This window comes from Mycobacterium kyorinense, assembly GCF_001672775.1.
In the GTDB taxonomy this organism is placed as follows: Bacteria; Actinomycetota; Actinomycetes; order Mycobacteriales; family Mycobacteriaceae; genus Mycobacterium; species Mycobacterium kyorinense_A.
In genome coordinates this window covers 1-16,906 of record NZ_LZKJ01000098.1, presented here as the reverse complement: position 1 = coordinate 16,906, position 16,906 = coordinate 1, and the positions used below count along the sequence as shown (strand labels likewise).

Sequence of the window (16,906 nt, the reverse complement as noted above, 5' to 3'; positions counted from 1 at the left end):
TACCCGCGTGTACTGCAAACCAGGCCGGAGACCCGCCATGTCCGCCACCCCGCATATTCGCCGACTGACAGCCGCCACGGTGGCTGCCTTCACCGCATTGTCGATCGCCGCATGCGGGAATTCGAATAACGAAAACGCCGGTAAACCCAGCGCTTCGGCAAGCCCGACGACGAGTGCGGCGAGTTCTGCGCCCAATCCGCCGCCGGCGCCGCCGATGGGCCACGACCACGTCGAAGGCCTGGTCCGATCGGTATCGGGCAACACGATCCAGCTGACCCAGCGCGACAGGGCCGCGGTGACGGTCGACTTCACACCAGCGACGATGGTCACGGAGTTGCGTCCGGCTCAGCTGACCGACGTCACCCACGGCAGTTGCGTCGACATCGAGCCCGTCGCGCAGAGCGCCCCCGCTGGCGGGCCGGTCCCCGCACAGTCGGTGACGATCAGCCCTTCCGTGGGCGGCAAGTGCCCGCCGCCTCCACCCGGCGGGCCGCCCGCCGGTGTTTCAGGGACGGTCAAGTCAGTGACGGGCAACGCCATTGCCGTCGACAGCACCGATCCGACCGGCAAGACCGTGCACACCGACGTCAACGTCAGCGACTCGACCACCTACCAAAAACACGCAGTCACCAACGAACAAGCGATCCAGAATGGCAAGTGCCTGGCTGCACAGGGAACTCAGGACAGCGGTGTGCTGCATGCGGACAGCATCGACTTGGAACCGTGCCCACCGATGGGCCGTCCACACCACCACTTCCGCATCCCCCGCCTGCCCCACTTCCACCGCTAGGCCAAGCTGCGCGGACGGCGTGAAATCGGCTGCGCTGTAGCAACTCTCGCGCGGTCGTCGGTGATGTCGGACCCTACGGTTGCGTCACCGTAGGTTACGGTTGCGTCAGCGTAGGTTACGCTTGCGTACCCATTCCCGCCTCGGAGACACTGCGTTGCAGTTCGACAGGGAAGGGGGAACCCGGTGGGGCACTACATCGCCAATGTTCGCGATCTCAAGTTCAATCTGTTCGAGGTACTCAACATCGGCGGCGTCCTGGGGGCCGGCCGCTACCGCGATCTCGACACTGACACGGCCTCTTCGATGCTCGACGAGGTCGCCCGCTTGGCAGAGGGACCGGTCGCGGACTCCTTCGCCGACGGCGACCGCAATCCACCAGTCTTCGACCCGCAACGCCACACGATCAGCGTCCCGGCCGAGTTCGCCAAATCCGTGCAGGCGGTCAAAGACGCCGAATGGTGGCGGATCGGACTTGCCGAGGGAATCGGCGGCATTCCCGCGCCGGCCCCACTGACCTGGGCAGTCACCGAGATGCTGCTCTCCGCGAATCCGTCTGCGGGCTTCTTCTACAACCTCGGTCCGGCGATGGCCCACGCGCTGTACATCGAGGGCACCGACGAGCAGAAGCGGTGGGCGGCCGCGGGCCTTCAGCGCGGCTGGTCAGCCACCATGGTGCTGACCGAAGCAGACGCCGGTTCTGATGTCGGGGCAGGCCGCACCAAAGCCATTGCGCAACCGGACGGCACCTGGCACATCGAGGGCGTCAAGCGGTTCATCTCCGGCGGCGACGTGGGCGACACCACCGAGAACATCTTCCATCTCGTCCTTGCCCGGCCCGAGGGCGCCGGCCCCGGCACCAAAGGGCTGAGCCTGTTCTACGTGCCCAAGTACCTATTCGATCCCGACACGTTCGAACTAGGTTCGCGCAACGGCGTTTTCGCTACCGGGCTGGAACACAAGATGGGCCTGAAGTCCTCCCCCACCTGCGAGTTGACCTTCGGCGGCCATGGCGTGCCGGCCGTTGGCTACCTGGTCGGCGACGTGCACAACGGGATCGCGCAAATGTTCACCGTTATCACCCACGCCCGCATGACAATCGGCGTCAAATCGGCCGGAACACTGTCCACCGGGTACCTCAACGCACTGGCCTTCGCCAAGGAGCGGGTGCAGGGCCCGGATCTGACGCTGATGAGCGACGAGGCCGCCGCCCGGGTGACCATCATGCATCACCCCGACGTGCGGCGCAGCTTGATGACCCAGAAGGCCTACGCCGAAGGCCTGCGCGCACTCTATATGTATGCCGCGGCCCACCAGGAACACGCCGTGGCACAACAGATTTCAGACATCGAGCCAGACATGGCGGCCCGAGTCGCCGATTTGCTGCTACCCGTGGTCAAAGGAGCGGGCTCGGAACGGGCCTACGAAACGCTCACCGAGTCGCTGCAGACGCTGGGCGGGTCGGGGTATTCGGCCGATTACCCCCTCGAACAGTACATCCGCGACGCCAAGATCGATTCGCTCTACGAGGGCACCACCGCCATCCAGGCACTGGACTTCTTTTTCCGCAAAGTCATTCGCGACGGCGGAACGGCGTTAAACCACGTGGCGTCCCAGATCCGCCACACTGTCGATACCTGCGATGAGACGCTACGAGAACCCGCCCTGCGGCTTGGCGTCGCAGTCGACGATGTCCACGCGATGACGACCGCGCTGAGCCGATACTTCATGGCGGCCGCCCAGCACGTGTCGGAGGTCTACAAGGTAGGGCTTGCGTCCGTGCGATTCCTGCTCGCCGTCGGCGATCTGCTCATCGGCTGGCGGCTACTGGTGCAGGCCGATGTCGCGACAGCGGCCCTCGCCGACGTGGCAACGAACAATGACGACGCGTTCTACCGAGGCAAGATCGCGGCCGCGTCGTTCTTCGCCAAAAACATGCTTCCGAGCCTGACGGCGCTGCGCGGCATCATCGAATCCCTCGACGACGCCATCATGCGTATGCCGGAGGCGGCGTTCTAATTCTTGCCCCGCCACACCCGTTCGAATGGCAGGCGCCACGCCCTGGGGGCAATCAACTGATGGATCGCATTCGGCCCCCACGAGTCGAGGTCATAGCTGCGCACGGGCGGTGGATCGTCCAACAACGGTGCCGAGATCTCCCACAGTCGTTCGATGCCTTCGGCCGTCGTGTACAACGTGCGGTCACCACGCATCGCGTCGAGAAGGAGCCGTTCGTAGGCCTCGAGGACCTCGCCGGCATGACCGGTCTCTTCGACCGTGAACTGCAGGCTCAGTTTGTCCAGCTTCATGCCCGGCCCGGGCCGCTTGCCGTAGAACGACAGCGACATCTTGCCCACATCGGCGAGATCAAACGTCAAGTGATCCGGACCATGTTGCCCCACACCGGATCCGGGCGGAAACATGCTCTTCGGTGGCTCGTTGAAGGCGATCGAGATGATGCGCTGGCCCTCCGCGAGACCCTTGCCGGTCCGGAGATAAAACGGGACACCCGCCCACCGCCAGTTGTCGATCTCGCACTTGAGCGCGACGAACGTATCGGTGTCCGATCCCGCTGACACCCCGGGCTCGTCGAGGTAGCCCTTGTACTGTCCGCGCACGACGTGGGTTGGATCGAGCGGGCGCATCGAGCGGAACACCTTGTTCTTCTCGTCGGTGATCGCATGCGGAGCCAACTCGGTGGGCGGTTCCATCGCCACGAACGCCAGAATCTGGAACAAATGCGTGACCACCATGTCCCGGAACGCCCCCACCGACTCGTAGAACTGCGCGCGCCCCTCCAACGTGAGCTTCTCGGGCACGTCGATTTGGATGTGGTCGATGAAGTTTCGGTTCCAAATCGGCTCGAACAACCCGTTCGCGAACCGGAAGGCCAGAATGTTCTGCGCGGGCTCTTTGCCGAGAAAGTGGTCGATCCGGAAGATCCGTTCTTCCTCGAAGCGTTGATGGATCGACTCGTTGAGTTCCCGCGCGCTCTGCAGATCGGTGCCGAACGGCTTCTCCATGACCACGCGGGAGTGCTGCACCAAGTCCGCCTCGTGCAGGGTCTCCAGAACTGCCATCGCCGCCGACGGCGGCACGCTCAGATAGTGCAGGAGCCGGGCATCACCGCCGAGTTCCTCGATCTGCTCGCGCACGGCGGTGCCTAATGCTTCTGCGCCGGCACTCTGCGGGAGGTAGGTCAAGTTTGTCTTGAACCGGTCGAGTGATTCATCGGAGACCTCGTGGCTGGAGAACTCGTGGCAGGCCTTATGCGCCAGCTTGCGAAAGGCGTCGGTGTCGAGGTCGTCCAGTGACGTGCCGACGATGCGGATTTCGGGAGCGAGGTTCGAGCAGGAAAGATGGAACATGCCCGGCAGTAACTTGCGGCGCGCTAAATCACCTGTGGCGCCGAAAATGACGACGACGTGCGGCTCCGTACTTCTGCCCGCTCGGTCGGCTTCCCGGGACTTCGCCGAATCAGTCATAACCATGGTAGGTAGCCAGAGACGCGTGCGACGAAACCCAACCGCGCAGGTCAGTGGCGCCTGCTCAGGCCGTCGCGTCAGACAGTGAAGCCGAGCGCGCGCAGTTGGTCGCGGCCGTCGTCGGTGATCTTGTCCGGCCCCCACGGCGGGTTCCACACCCAGTTGATCCGCAGCTCGTCGACCAACCCGGCGCCGATCAGCGCGGCGCGCGTCTGGTCTTCGATGACGTCGGTGAGCGGACAGGCCGGCGACGTCAGGGTCATATCGATCAGCGCGATGGTGCCTTCCTCGCCCTCCTCCAGGCCCAAGCCGTAGACCAGGCCCAGATCCACGACGTTGATGCCCAGCTCGGGGTCGACGACGTCGTGCATCGCTTCATCGACGTCGGCGAGCAATTCGTTATCCGGTGCGGCGGTTTCGCTCATCCTTACCCTCCTCGAGGTCTGCGCTGGCTTGAGCCAGCGCATCTTTAAATGCCATCCAGCCCAACAGCGCGCATTTGACGCGCGCCGGGTACTTGGCGACTCCGGCGAACGCGATGCCGTCGCCGAGCACGTCCTCATCGCCTTCGACGGTTCCGCGTGAGGACACCATCTCGGTGAACGCGGTGACGGCCTTGATCGCCTGCCCCACGCTCTGCCCGATCACCTGCTCGGTGAGCACCGAGGTCGCCGCCTGGCTGATCGAGCAACCCTGGCCGTCGTAGGACACGTCGACGACCTGTTCGCCGTCGTCGGACAGCATCACCCGCAGGGTCACGTCGTCACCACAGACCGGGTTCTTGTGATAGACCTCCGCACCGAACGGCTCCCGCAACCCGCGGTGCTGCGGATGCTTGTAGTGATCGAGGATCACGTCCTGATACATCTGCTCAAGGCGCACAATCAGGCCCCGCCGAAAAAGTCCAATGCGCGTCGCACACCGGCCACCAACCGGTCCACCTCGTCGAAGGTGTTGTACACCGCAAACGACGCCCGGGCAGTGGCGGCAATGCCGAACCTGGCATGCAGGGGCATCGCGCAGTGGTGCCCGACCCGCACGGCAACACCCTCGTCGTCGAGAACCTGCCCGACGTCATGGGCGTGCACACCGTCGACGACGAACGACACCGGCGAGCCCCGGTTTTCCATCGTGGCGGGGCCAATGATCCGCACGCCGTCGATGGCCGACAGACCCTCGAGCGCGGCGGCGGTGAGTGAGCGTTCGTGGCTTTCGACGGCGTCCATGCCGACGGCTTGCAGGTAGCGTGCCGCCGCACCCAATCCGACGACCTGGGAGGTCATCGGGGTGCCGGCCTCAAAACGTTGCGGCACCGGCGCGTAGCTGCTGGTCGGCATGGTGACCGTCTCGATCATCGAGCCGCCGGTGAGAAACGGGGGCATCGCGTCGAGCAGCTCGCGGCGGCCGTAGAGCACACCGATCCCGTTGGGCCCCAGCATTTTATGCCCAGAGAACGCCGCGAAGTCGACACCGAGCGCGTGCAGGTCGACCGGCTCGTGCGGCACTGACTGGCAAGCGTCCAGTACGGTCAGCGCACCCACGTCGCGGGCTTTGGCTACCAGTTCGTCCACCGGGGCCAGCGCGCCGGTGACATTCGAATGATGGCTGAACGCAACGATTTTGACGCGGTCGTCGAGCTGCAAGGACTCCAGGTCGATACGGCCGTCGTCGGTGACGCCGTACCAACGCAGTGTGGCGCCGGTGCGCCTGGCGAGCTCCTGCCACGGCACCAGGTTGGCGTGGTGCTCGAGCTCGGTGGTGACGATGACGTCGCCCGGGCCAACAGCATGCTCAAAGCGGCTGTCGCCCAGCACATAGGACACCAGGTTGAGCGCCTCGGTCGCGTTCTTGGTGAACACCAGCTCGTCGGTGTCGGCGCCGACGAACTGCGCGACATCAGCGCGTCCCTGTTCGTAGGCGTCGGTGGCCTCTTCCATCAACTGGTGCGCGCCGCGGTGCACGCCGCCGTTGGAGGTGACGACAAACTCCCGTTCGGCGTCGAGCACCTGCACCGGTCGCTGGGAGGTGGCACCGGAGTCCAAGTACGCCAGCTGTTTTCCGCCGCGCATCACGCGTTTGAGGATCGGGAAGTCCGCGCGGATCGCAGCAACGTCAACTGGAGCCATGGATCAGGCTCCCGTGGCCGCCGTCGTTTGGGTGAATCGCTCGTAACCGTTTTCTTCGAGTTCGTCGGCCAACTCCGGACCGCCCGATTCGATGATCCGCCCGCCGACGAACACGTGCACGAACTGCGGACGGATGTAGCGGAGGATACGGGTGTAGTGCGTGATCAACAGGATGCCGCCGTGCTCGGACTCCGCGTAGCGGTTGACGCCCTCGCTGACTACCCGCAGCGCGTCGACGTCCAGGCCCGAGTCGGTCTCGTCGAGGATCGCGATCTTGGGCTTCAACAGGCCCAGCTGCAGGATCTCGTGGCGCTTCTTCTCACCGCCGGAGAAGCCTTCGTTGACACTGCGCTCGGCGAAAGCCGGGTCGATGTCGAGGTCGTCCATCGCGGCCTTGACCTCTTTGACCCAGTGCCGCAGTTTGGGTGCCTCGCCGCGCACGGCGGTGGCAGCGCTGCGCAGGAAGTTCGACATCGACACGCCCGGTACCTCGACGGGGTACTGCATGGCCAAAAACAGTCCCGCGCGGGCACGTTCGTCCACGCTCATGTCCAGCACGTCGGCGCCGTCGAGCGTGATCGACCCGGAAGTCACCTGGTATTTCGGGTGGCCGGCGATCGCGTACGACAGGGTGGACTTGCCGGACCCGTTGGGGCCCATCACCGCATGGGTTTCATCGGAGCGCACGGTGAGATTCACGCCGTTGAGGATCGGGATGTCGTGCTCACCGTTCGACGGGTCGGCGACGCTGACGTGCAGGTCTTTGATTTCCAGAGTGGTCATGAGGCTGTTGTTCTCGATTCCGTGATGGCCAGTTCGTGTTCGATGGCTGTGGTCAGGCGCTCACGCACCTCGGGGACCGCGATCTTGCCGATGATTTCCCCGAAGAAGCCGCGCACCACCAGCCGGCGGGCCTGCTCTTCGGGGATACCGCGAGACCGCAGATAAAACAGCTGCTCGTCGTCGAATCGTCCGGTGGCGCTGGCGTGTCCGGCGCCGGCGATTTCACCGGTCTCGATCTCGAGGTTGGGCACCGAGTCGGCGCGGGCCCCGTCGGTCAGCACCAGATTGCGGTTGACTTCGAAGGTGTCGGTGCCGGTGGCCTCGGCCCGGATCAGGACGTCACCCACCCAGACGGTGTGCGCGTCGGGCAGGTTGGATTCCGGATCTCCCTGCAGCGCACCCTTGTACAGCACGTTGGACTTGCAGTCCGGCTGAGCGTGGTCGATCAGCAGTCGCGACTCGAGATGCTGGCCGTCGTCGGCGAAGTACAGCCCGAGCAGCTCGGCGTCCCCGCCCGGTGCGGCGAACCGCACATTGCCGGTCATCCGCACCAGCTCACCGCCGAGCGTGACGGCGACGTGGCGCAGCACCGCGTCCTTGCCCAGCCGGGCGTGGTGGGCACTGACGTGCACGGTGTCGTCGGCCCAGTCCGCGATCCACACCACCGTGAGCCGGGCGGCGTTGCCGACGACGAATTCGACGTTGTCAGCGTAGGTTCCGCTGCCCCGATGGTCGATGACCACGACCGCCTCGGCGAGCTCGTCGACCCGGATCTGCAAATGCCCGTAGGCCGTTGCGCCCTTACCGGGGCCTTCGACCGTGATATCCACCGGGTCAGCGGTGTTCACAGTCACCACCGTTGCGGCGTTGAACGACGAAAACGCTTCCGCGGCAACACGGTCGGTGGGCACACCGCCCTCGCCGAGGCGCTGGTCGCCGCGCCGGACCGTTTCCACGGTTACCCCGGGCCGCTCGGCGACATTGATCGTGGCGTGGCCGGTAGCGGGCGCCGAGCCGTCGTGCAGGCCCCGCAGCCGCCGCAGCGGGGTGAACCGCCAGATCTCGTCGCGGTGCCCTGGCACCTCGAAGGCGTCGACGTCGAACGAGGCGAACTGCTCGCCTTTGTTCACTGCAGTGAGAGCCGAACCCTCAACCGCTTCGGTCAGATTCGTCACTATCCGACCGCGCCTTCCATCTGCAGCTCGATCAGCCGGTTGAGCTCCAGGGCGTACTCCATGGGCAGCTCTTTGGCGATCGGCTCGACGAAGCCGCGCACCACCATCGCCATGGCTTCATCCTCGGTCAGGCCGCGGCTCATCAGATAGAAGAGTTGGTTCTCGCTGACCTTGGACACCGTGGCCTCGTGGCCCATCGTGACGTCGTCCTCGCGGATGTCGACATAGGGGTAGGTGTCGCTTCGGCTGATCGTATCCACCAGCAGCGCATCGCATTTGACGCTGGAGCGCGATCCGTGCGCTCCCTTGTTGACCTGCACCAAACCGCGGTACGACGACCGGCCACCGCTACGGGCCACCGACTTGGACACGATGTTGCTCGACGTATTGGGCGCCAGGTGCAGCATTTTGGCGCCGGTGTCCTGGTGCTGGCCTTCGCCGGCGAACGCCACCGACAGCACTTCGCCTTTGGCGTGCTCACCGGTCATCCAGACCGCCGGGTACTTCATGGTGACCTTGGACCCGATGTTGCCGTCGACCCATTCCATGGTGGCGCCGGCCTCGGCGCGGGCCCGCTTGGTGACCAGGTTGTAGACGTTGTTCGACCAGTTCTGGATCGTGGTGTAACGGCAACGGCCGCCGGGCTTCACGATGATTTCCACCACCGCCGAGTGCAGCGAGTCCGACTTGTAAATCGGCGCGGTGCAGCCCTCGATGTAGTGGACGTAGGCGTCCTCGTCGACGATGATCAGGGTCCGCTCGAACTGGCCCATGTTCTCGGTGTTGATCCGGAAGTAGGCCTGCAGCGGGATATCGACGTGCACACCCGGTGGGACGTAAATGAACGACCCGCCACTCCAGACCGCAGTATTGAGCGCAGAAAACTTGTTGTCCCCGGCCGGGATTACCGTTCCGAAATATTTTTGGAAAATTTCGGGCTGCTCCCGCAAACCAGAATCGGTGTCCAAGAAGATGACACCTTGAGCCTCTAAATCCTCTCTGATCTGGTGGTAAACCACTTCTGACTCATACTGAGCCGCTACTCCAGCAACCAATCGCTGCTTTTCTGCTTCGGGAATCCCGAGCCGGTCATAGGTATTGCGAATATCTTCTGGCAAATCTTCCCAAGACGCAGCCTGCTTCTCGGTGGAGCGCACGAAGTACTTGATGTTGTCGAAATCGATGCCCTCGAGGTTGGAACCCCACTTGGGCATCGGCTTGCGGTCGAAGATGCGCAGCGCCTTGAGCCGGTTCTCCAGCATCCACTCCGGCTCGTTCTTCTTGGCGGAGATATCGCGCACCACCGCCTCGGACAGCCCGCGCTGCGCGCTGGCGCCCGCGACGTCGGAGTCGGCCCAGCCGTACCCGTACCGCCCCAGCGAGGCGATGGCCTCTTCCTGCGACAGCGGTTCACCCAGCTTGTGGACCTCGGGGATGGTCGTCATTGCGACGCTCCTTGTGTGCTCGTGGTGGCTTCGACGCGGGCTGTGCGCCGAAGGGATTGCGTCATCTCAGGGTTCAGCGGCACGTGCGTAGTGCAGGCGCAATCACCGTTGACGATGGTCGCCAACCGCTGCACGTGAGTTCCCAGCACCTCGGCCATGGCCTGCTGCTCGGCTTCGCACAATTCCGGGAATTCCTCGGCGACGTGCGACACCGGGCAGTGGTGCTGGCAGATCTGCACACCGTGAATCGGGCCGTCGACCCGCGTCGTGCTCGCGACGTAACCGGCTTTGGTGAATGCGCCCGCGATCCGCTCGGCAGTCGCCTCGAGATCGCTGTCGGCCTCGGAATCGGCCTGGTCAACATCGGACAAGATCGCATCGATGCGCTGCCGAGCGAAGGTGCGCACCGCGTCCTCACCACCGATCTCCCGAAGCTGGCGCATCGCCGCCGCTGCCAAGTCGTCGTAGCTGTGGTCCAGTTTCGCGCGACCGGCCGAGGTCAGTCGGTACCGTTTCGCCGGGCGCCCGCGACCGGCCTGCTGCCACGCTGCGGGTCGCACCGACTCGGCGTCACCCGCCTCGATCAGGACATCCAGATGGCGCCGCACCCCGGCTGCCGACAGGCCCAACGCATCACTGATCTGCCCCGCCGTGATCGAGCCGGATTCCAGCAGCAACCGCACCACCGCGCTTCGGGTATGGCGGTCGTGCGACGAGGCAGTCGCGGCTGCGTCGACGCCTGCGCTGACCGCTCGGACGTCGGACCGGAATTTCACAACACCAGTGTGTCAAAATTCGCGCGACGGGTCCAGCGAGGCTGGACCCTACGGCAGCTGGGCCTGATGGCGGCGACCCGCTGCGCCCGGCTCCGCCGCGCTTGCGATCGCCGCTACGCTGCATTGGTGGCAGCCCGCCAACACACGCTGAGTTCGTCGATTGCCAGTTGGCATGGCGACGAAAAGGCCGTCGGGTCGCCGCTCAACGATAGTGAACTGGTCGCGGTCCGACGCACCCGGTTGTTCGGCGCGTCAGGCACCGTGTTGATGGCCATCGGCGCCCTAGGGGCCGGTGCTCGCCCGGTGGTGCAGGACCCGACCTTCGGGGTTCGGCTGCTCAACCTGCCGTCGCGCATCCAAACGGTGTCGCTGACGATGACCACCACCGGCGCGGTGATGATGGCGCTGGCCTGGCTGATGCTGGGCCGATTCGCCCTGGGCGACCGGCGCATGTCGCGCGGCGAGCTGGACCGAACGCTGCTGTTGTGGGTATTGCCGCTGCTGGCGGCGCCGCCGATGTACAGCAAGGACGTCTACTCCTACCTGGCGCAAAGCCAGATCTGCCGGGAAGGTCTCGACCCCTACCGGGTCGGTCCTGCGCCGGGCTTGGGCCTTGGCCATGTGTTCACGCTGTCGGTGCCCAGTCTGTGGCGGGAGACGCCCGCCCCCTATGGGCCGCTGTTCTTGTGGGTGGGCCGCGGGATTTCGGAGTTGACCGGGGAAAACATCGTCGCCGCCGTGCTGTGTCATCGGCTGGTGGTGTTGATCGGCGTCGGCCTGATCGTGTGGGCAACCCCGCGGCTGGCCCGCCGGTGCGGGGTGGCCGAGGTCAGCGCACTGTGGTTGGGGGCGGCCAATCCGCTGCTGATCATGCATCTGGTGGCCGGGATCCACAACGAGGCGCTGATGCTCGGCCTGATGCTGACCGGTACCGAGTTCGCGCTGCGTGGCCTCGACTCGGGGCGGGCGCTGCTGCCCCACCACCTGCCGCGGGATCAAAGTCAACGCCAAGACTGGGCGCCGCTGGGCATGCTGATCGGCGGGGCGGTGCTGATCACGCTGTCCTCGCAGGTGAAATTGCCGTCACTGCTCGCGTTGGGATTTGTGGCGATGGCCCTGGCCTACCGGTGGGGCGGCAACCTGCGAGCGCTGTTGCTGGCCGGCGGGCTGATGACCGGGCTGGCCTTGGCGGTCATGGCGGTGGTCGGCTGGGCCAGCCGGCTCGGCTTCGGTTGGATCTACACGCTGGGCACCGCCAACGTGGTGCGCAGCTGGATGTCGCCGCCGACGCTGTTGGCGTTGGGTACCGGCCAAGTCGGGATTCTGCTGGGCCTGGGCGACCACACCACCGCGGTGTTGTCGCTGACCCGCGGCATCGGTGTGCTGATCATCGCGGTGATGGTGGCCTGGCTGCTGGTGGCGGTGTTCCGAGGCCGATTGCATCCGGTCGGCGGGCTCGGCGTCGCGCTGGGCATCACCGTGCTGCTGTTTCCGGTGGTGCAGCCGTGGTACCTGTTGTGGGCGATCATCCCGCTGGCTGCCTGGGCCACCCGCCCCGGCTTCCGGATCGCGGCGATCGGCGTCACGATCGTCGTCGGCGTTTTCGGGCCGACCGCCAACGGTGATCGCTTCGCGTTGTTCCAGATCGTCGACGCCACGGTGGCCAGCACAGTCATCGTGCTGCTGCTGATCGCCGTGACCTACACCCGATTGCCATGGCGGGCGCTGCCGACCACCGGCCGCGAGCTAATCCACGATGCGGTGGCCCCGGATGTGGTGAGCGCCACCGAGACCCGGCAACCCACGCCGGTAGCTGACGCTTACGCTGAATCCCCGTGAGCTCGGATGTCCGCGTGCGGTTGCGCGGGGTCTGCAAGCAGTACGGGTCGACAACCGCCGTGGCCAACCTCGACCTCGACGTGCACGCCGCTGAGGTGTTCGCGCTGCTAGGCCCGAACGGCGCCGGCAAGACGACGACCGTCGAGATGTGTGAGGGTTTCGTCCGCCCGGACGCCGGCAGCATCGAAGTGCTCGGCCTGAACCCGATCACCGACAACGCCCGGCTGCGGGAACGCATCGGCGTGATGTTGCAGGGTGGCGGCGGCTACCCGGCCGCGCGCGCCGGCGAGATGCTCGACCTGGTCGCCGCCTATGCCGCCGATCCGCTGGATCCGCAGTGGCTGCTGAGCACGCTGGGTCTGACCGACGCCGCACGAACCACCTATCGGCGGCTATCCGGCGGTCAGCAGCAGCGGCTGGCGTTGGCCTGCGCGCTCGTCGGCCGTCCCGAACTGGTGTTTCTCGACGAACCCACCGCCGGGATGGACGCGCACGCCCGGTTGACGGTGTGGGAGTTGATCGATGCGCTGCGCCGCGACGGCGTGACCGTAGTGCTGACCACCCACCAGCTCAAGGAAGCCGAAGAGCTCGCTGACCGGCTGGTGATCATCGACCACGGCGCCACCGTGGCCGCCGGGACGCCGGCCGAGCTGATGCGCAGCGGCGCCAAAGACCAGCTGCGGTTCAGCGCCCCACCGCGACTTGACCTGTCGCTGCTGGTTTCCGCGCTGCCGGAGGACTATCAGGCGACCGAGATGGCGCCAGGCGAGTATCTGGTCGAAGGCCCGGTGGACCCGCAGGTGCTGGCCACCGTGACCGCATGGTGCGCGCAGATCGACGTGTTGGCCACCGGCATGCGGGTGGAGCAGCGCAGCCTCGAAGACGTGTTCTTGGATCTGACCGGGCGGGAGCTGCGGTCGTGAGTGAGACGCTATTCCCGCCGGGCACCTTCACCCCCAACCCGCACCCCAACACCGTGCAGCGAATGTTGGCCGCGCAGTTCAGCCTCGAACTCAAGCTACTGTTGCGCAACGGTGAGCAACTGCTGCTCACCATGTTCATTCCGATCACCCTGCTGGTGGGGCTCACGCTGTTGCCGCTGGGGTCGTTCGGCGACGACCGCGCAGCCACGTTTGTACCGGTGATCATGGCATTGGCGGTAATTTCCACCGCGTTCACCGGCCAGGCAATCGCGGTTGCGTTCGATCGCCGCTACGGCGCGCTCAAACGGTTGGGCGCCACCGCGTTGCCGGTATGGGGCATCATCGCCGGCAAGTCGCTGGCAGTGGTGACGGTGGTGTTCTTACAGTCAATCATACTGGGCGGCATCGGTTTTGGCCTTGGCTGGCGTCCACATGTCGCGGGTCTGGCATTAGGTGCAGGCATCATCGCACTCGGCACGGCAGGGTTCGCCGCACTGGGCCTGCTCCTGGGCGGCACGCTGCGCGCCGAGATCGTGTTGGCAGTCGCCAACCTGCTGTGGTTCGTCTTCGCCGGGTTGGGCGCATTGACCCTGGATATGGAAACGGTCCCAACAGCGGTCAAGTGGGCTGCCCGGCTCACGCCCTCCGGTGCGCTGACCGAGGCGCTGTCGCAGGCGATGAGCGTGTCGCTGGACTGGTTCGGCATCGTCGTGTTGGCGGTGTGGGGAGCGCTGGGCGGGTTGGCGGCATTGCGCTGGTTCCGCTTCACCTGAGGGCGGCCGCGCCCCAGCGCCACGCTGGCGTGACGCTCGGCACTCACCGCCACGCTGGCGTGACGTTCGAGGACGGCACGGGCGCCGCGAGCCCCTACTACGCGATGTAGTTATTTGTCGCTTACCATCGAGGTCGTGACCTTGCCCGTCGGACGATGGCTGCTGCGGCTGGTGGATGTGCTGCCCATGCCCAGCTTGGGCGCGCAGCGCCTCATCGCCGCGGCGGTCATTCTGACCCAGGGCGGCATCGCGGTCACCGGCGCGATCGTCCGCGTCACCGCATCCGGGCTGGGTTGCCCCACCTGGCCGCAGTGTTTTCCCGGCAGTTTCACCCCGGTCGCGGTCGCAGAGGTGCCCCGCATCCATCAGGCGGTCGAATTCGGCAACCGCATGGTGACTTTCGCCGTCGTCATCGCGGCCGCACTGGCGGTGCTGGCCGTCACCCGGGCCCGGCGTCGCACCGAGGTCCTCGTCTACGCCTGGTTGATGCCCGCCTCGACGGTGCTGCAGGCAGTGATCGGTGGCATCACCGTGCTCACCGGTCTGCTGTGGTGGACGGTGGCAGTCCATCTGCTGGCGTCGATGACGATGGTGTGGCTGGCCGTGCTGCTCTACGTCAAGGTCGGCGAACCCGACGAGGGTGTCGTCACCCGCCGGGTGGTGGCACCGCTGCGCGGGCTCACCGCGCTCAGCGCGGTCACGCTGGCCGCAGTGCTGGTGACCGGCACGCTGGTCACCGCGGCCGGGCCACACGCCGGCGACACCAGCCCGGTGCGGACGGTGCCGCGGCTGAAGATCGAGGTCACCACGCTGGTGCATATGCATTCATCGCTGCTGGTGGCCTATCTGGCACTGCTGGTGGGGCTGGGCTTCGGGCTGCTCGCGGTGCATGCGCCCAGGCCGGTGCTGCTGCGGCTGGGCGTGCTGGTCGTGCTGGTATGCGGGCAAGGTGTGATCGGGACCGTGCAGTTTTTCACCGGGGTACCGCCTGCACTGGTGGCGCTGCATGTCGCCGGTGCGGCCGTATGCACCGCGGCGACGGCCGCGCTATGGGCGTCGATGCGAGAACGGGCCCAGGCCCAGCCGCTCCAGGGCGGACTCGACGCACACGGCGAACTGGCGCTCGGCGACCTCGCGCCCAGCGTGGTCCAATAGCTCCCAACCCAGCGTCGGCCCCACCAGGTCAAGACTGGCCAACCGCGCGTCGGGCGGGCCCCCCGTGACATCGGCGCGCGCGTAGAGCAACTCGCCGGTGCCGATGCCCAGGTGTCGGGCAGCGGCGTCCAACGCGGCATACCCGACGTCCCACAGTTCGAAGTCGGCGTCCACCGACCGTCGCCGGGTGAACGCGTGGGATTGGGTGCCGCCCAGAAACACCAGCGCCGTCGGCTCGGCGATCGCGTCCACCTGTGTCGGCACTCCGGTCTGCGCCAGGTCGCGCAGGTATCGCTCGGTGGTGTTCCAGGCCACGACGTCGGGCGCGTTGAGCAAGTTGGGCACGCGTCGGCTCCAGGTCAAAAACTCGTCGAGCCGGCCGTCGGCGCCCGCGCGCAAGATCACCAGGTCGGCGTGCATGGTGTCGGGGTCATCCCACGACATCCAGCGAGCATGCAACCCGCGCTTGCGCAGCGCGGTGACCAGCCCGGCCTCGTCGCCGTTGCCGGCCAGCACGATCCGGGGATGCCGAATGTCGGGGCGGGCCAACTTCATGCGCACTTCACACTTGCGGATGATAGTGGGCATGCATGCAATCGAAGTCGCCGAAATTGGTGGGCCGGAAGTTTTGCACTACACCGACAAGCCGCAGCCCTCTCCCCGCGCCGGCGAAGTGCTCATCAAAGCCGAAGCGATCGGCGTCAACTTCATCGACACCTACTTCCGGTCCGGCCAGTATCCCCGCGAGCTCCCGTTCATCCTCGGCACGGAGGTGGCCGGGACAGTGGCGGCCGTCGGCGACGACGTGAGCGCCCTAGCGGTAGGCGACCGAGTCGTGACCGCAACCGCCTCTGGCGCCTATGCCGAATTCTGCACGGCACCGGCTGAATTCGTAGCTCCCCTGCCGTCCGCTGTTGATTTCGACGTCGCGGCCTCGGCACTGCTGAAGGGGATGACGGCCCACTATCTGCTCAAGTCGGTCTATCCCGCCGCGCCCGACGACACCGTGCTGGTGCACGCGGGAGCGGGCGGGGTCGGCCTGATCCTGACGCAGTGGGCGGTCAGCTTGGGTGTCCGGGTGATCACCACCGTGTCGACGCCGGCCAAAGCCGAGCTGTCCCGCCAAGCCGGCGCCGCCGAGGTGCTGGACTACCCCGGCGACGATGTCGACGAATTCGCCAGGCGGATACGCGAATCGACCGACGGCGACGGCGTCGCCGCCGTGTATGACGGTGTCGGGGCCAACACCTTCGACGCCAGCCTGGCCAGCCTTGCGATGCGCGGGACATTGGCCTTGTTCGGCGCGGCCAGCGGTCCGGTCCCGCCGGTTGACCCGCAACGACTCAACGCCGCCGGCTCGGTATACCTCACCCGGCCGTCACTCGTCCACTTCACCCGTACTGGCGACGAATTCGGCTGGCGCAGTGGGGAATTGTTCGACGCTATCGCCGCTGGCTCGATCACGGTGACCGTCAGCGAACGCTATCCGCTAGCCAAGGCCGCTCAAGCGCACCGCGATCTGCAGGACCGAAAAACGGTCGGCTCGATCGTGCTGGTGCCTTAGCCGCCCCATTTGGCGGCTTCGGCTTGGTCGCGGGCCAGCATGGCCATGGTGTTGGCCTCATGGGTGCCCGCCATG

The 16,906-nt window shown here is 66.0% G+C and carries 16 protein-coding genes and 1 pseudogene; 7 read left to right on the top strand and 10 right to left on the bottom strand.

Annotated elements, in window-relative coordinates; genetic code table 11:
- Positions 1 to 37 precede the first annotated feature (37 nt).
- Positions 38 to 790, top strand: coding sequence for a hypothetical protein (locus A5707_RS10790; protein WP_065014482.1), 753 nt, complete (start codon positions 38 to 40; stop codon positions 788 to 790).
- Positions 791 to 973: 183 nt separating this feature from the next.
- Positions 974 to 2,806, top strand: a complete 1,833-nt coding sequence (locus A5707_RS10785) for an acyl-CoA dehydrogenase (RefSeq protein ID WP_065014481.1) — start codon at positions 974 to 976, stop codon at positions 2,804 to 2,806.
- On the opposite strand, the gene zwf is transcribed toward A5707_RS10785, so the two are convergent.
- The 8 genes from zwf to A5707_RS10745 form a co-directional block, all read right to left on the bottom strand.
- On the bottom strand, positions 2,803 to 4,272 hold the full coding sequence (zwf, locus tag A5707_RS10780) for a glucose-6-phosphate dehydrogenase (RefSeq protein ID WP_065014480.1): 1,470 nt from the start codon (positions 4,270 to 4,272) through the stop codon (positions 2,803 to 2,805). The two genes, A5707_RS10785 and zwf, sit on opposite strands and share 4 nt — an antisense overlap.
- A gap of 77 nt (positions 4,273 to 4,349) precedes the next feature.
- Positions 4,350 to 4,697 (bottom strand): metal-sulfur cluster assembly factor, encoded by a 348-nt coding sequence (locus A5707_RS10775; protein ID WP_065014479.1) that lies wholly within the window; start codon positions 4,695 to 4,697, stop codon positions 4,350 to 4,352.
- Positions 4,672 to 5,160, bottom strand: coding sequence for a Fe-S cluster assembly sulfur transfer protein SufU (gene sufU, locus A5707_RS10770; RefSeq protein ID WP_156657772.1), 489 nt, complete (start codon positions 5,158 to 5,160; stop codon positions 4,672 to 4,674). Before sufU ends, A5707_RS10775 begins: the two co-directional genes overlap by 26 nt.
- Complete coding sequence (locus tag A5707_RS10765; RefSeq protein ID WP_065014477.1) at positions 5,157 to 6,398, bottom strand: cysteine desulfurase; 1,242 nt, start codon at positions 6,396 to 6,398, stop codon at positions 5,157 to 5,159. The genes sufU and A5707_RS10765 overlap by 4 nt, the downstream gene beginning before the upstream one ends.
- 3 nt (positions 6,399 to 6,401) lie before the next feature.
- Complete coding sequence (sufC, locus tag A5707_RS10760) at positions 6,402 to 7,181, bottom strand: Fe-S cluster assembly ATPase SufC (protein ID WP_065014476.1); 780 nt, start codon at positions 7,179 to 7,181, stop codon at positions 6,402 to 6,404.
- Positions 7,178 to 8,356 (bottom strand): Fe-S cluster assembly protein SufD, encoded by a 1,179-nt coding sequence (sufD, locus tag A5707_RS10755; protein ID WP_065014475.1) that lies wholly within the window; start codon positions 8,354 to 8,356, stop codon positions 7,178 to 7,180. The genes sufC and sufD overlap by 4 nt, the downstream gene beginning before the upstream one ends.
- Complete coding sequence (gene sufB / locus A5707_RS10750; protein WP_065014474.1) at positions 8,356 to 9,801, bottom strand: Fe-S cluster assembly protein SufB; 1,446 nt, start codon at positions 9,799 to 9,801, stop codon at positions 8,356 to 8,358. The genes sufD and sufB overlap by 1 nt, the downstream gene beginning before the upstream one ends.
- The gene (locus A5707_RS10745) at positions 9,798 to 10,577 is read right to left on the bottom strand and encodes a helix-turn-helix transcriptional regulator (RefSeq protein ID WP_065014473.1); all 780 of its coding nucleotides are present in this window, start codon (positions 10,575 to 10,577) and stop codon (positions 9,798 to 9,800) included. Before A5707_RS10745 ends, sufB begins: the two co-directional genes overlap by 4 nt.
- Positions 10,578 to 10,703: 126 nt before the next feature.
- Here A5707_RS10745 and mptB point away from each other — a divergent pair, with 126 nt between their 5' ends.
- From mptB to A5707_RS10725, 4 genes are all read left to right on the top strand, one after another.
- Positions 10,704 to 12,416 carry a polyprenol phosphomannose-dependent alpha 1,6 mannosyltransferase MptB gene (gene mptB / locus A5707_RS10740; protein ID WP_065014472.1) on the top strand — a complete coding sequence of 571 codons (1,713 nt, stop codon included), beginning with the start codon at positions 10,704 to 10,706 and terminating at the stop codon, positions 12,414 to 12,416.
- Positions 12,413 to 13,339, top strand: a complete 927-nt coding sequence (locus tag A5707_RS10735) for an ABC transporter ATP-binding protein (protein WP_156657770.1) — start codon at positions 12,413 to 12,415, stop codon at positions 13,337 to 13,339. Before mptB ends, A5707_RS10735 begins: the two co-directional genes overlap by 4 nt.
- Positions 13,336 to 14,112, top strand: coding sequence for an ABC transporter permease (locus tag A5707_RS10730; RefSeq protein ID WP_065014471.1), 777 nt, complete (start codon positions 13,336 to 13,338; stop codon positions 14,110 to 14,112). The genes A5707_RS10735 and A5707_RS10730 overlap by 4 nt, the downstream gene beginning before the upstream one ends.
- A gap of 186 nt (positions 14,113 to 14,298) precedes the next feature.
- Positions 14,299 to 15,267, top strand: a complete 969-nt coding sequence (locus A5707_RS10725; RefSeq protein WP_197495304.1) for a COX15/CtaA family protein — start codon at positions 14,299 to 14,301, stop codon at positions 15,265 to 15,267.
- On the opposite strand, the gene A5707_RS10720 is transcribed toward A5707_RS10725, so the two are convergent.
- A complete protein-coding gene (locus A5707_RS10720) occupies positions 15,160 to 15,822 on the bottom strand; it encodes a hypothetical protein (RefSeq protein ID WP_082969388.1) in 663 nt (220 codons plus the stop codon). The two genes, A5707_RS10725 and A5707_RS10720, sit on opposite strands and share 108 nt — an antisense overlap.
- A 31-nt stretch (positions 15,823 to 15,853) precedes the next feature.
- Between A5707_RS10720 and A5707_RS10715 the strand changes: the two genes are divergently transcribed.
- Positions 15,854 to 16,831 carry a quinone oxidoreductase family protein gene (locus A5707_RS10715; protein WP_065014491.1) on the top strand — a complete coding sequence of 326 codons (978 nt, stop codon included), beginning with the start codon at positions 15,854 to 15,856 and terminating at the stop codon, positions 16,829 to 16,831.
- Here the strand turns inward: A5707_RS10715 and A5707_RS10710 are convergent.
- Positions 16,828 to 16,906: pseudogene (locus A5707_RS10710) on the bottom strand (WXG100 family type VII secretion target); the annotation flags it as partial. The gene A5707_RS10715 and the pseudogene A5707_RS10710 overlap by 4 nt on opposite strands.

Bases quoted from the DNA above. Each gene is read 5' to 3' on its own strand.
- A5707_RS10790 (WP_065014482.1), top strand. From the start codon at position 38: ATGTCCGCCACCCCGCATATTCGCCGACTGACAGCCGCCACGGTGGCT.
- zwf (WP_065014480.1), bottom strand. From the start codon at position 4,272: ATGACTGATTCGGCGAAGTCCCGGGAAGCCGACCGAGCGGGCAGAAGT.
- A5707_RS10775 (WP_065014479.1), bottom strand. From the start codon at position 4,697: ATGAGCGAAACCGCCGCACCGGATAACGAATTGCTCGCCGACGTCGAT.
- A5707_RS10765 (WP_065014477.1), bottom strand. From the start codon at position 6,398: ATGGCTCCAGTTGACGTTGCTGCGATCCGCGCGGACTTCCCGATCCTC.
- sufC (WP_065014476.1), bottom strand. From the start codon at position 7,181: ATGACCACTCTGGAAATCAAAGACCTGCACGTCAGCGTCGCCGACCCG.
- sufB (WP_065014474.1), bottom strand. From the start codon at position 9,801: ATGACGACCATCCCCGAGGTCCACAAGCTGGGTGAACCGCTGTCGCAG.
- A5707_RS10725 (WP_197495304.1), top strand. From the start codon at position 14,299: ATGCCCAGCTTGGGCGCGCAGCGCCTCATCGCCGCGGCGGTCATTCTG.
- A5707_RS10720 (WP_082969388.1), bottom strand. From the start codon at position 15,822: ATGAAGTTGGCCCGCCCCGACATTCGGCATCCCCGGATCGTGCTGGCC.
- A5707_RS10715 (WP_065014491.1), top strand. From the start codon at position 15,854: ATGCATGCAATCGAAGTCGCCGAAATTGGTGGGCCGGAAGTTTTGCAC.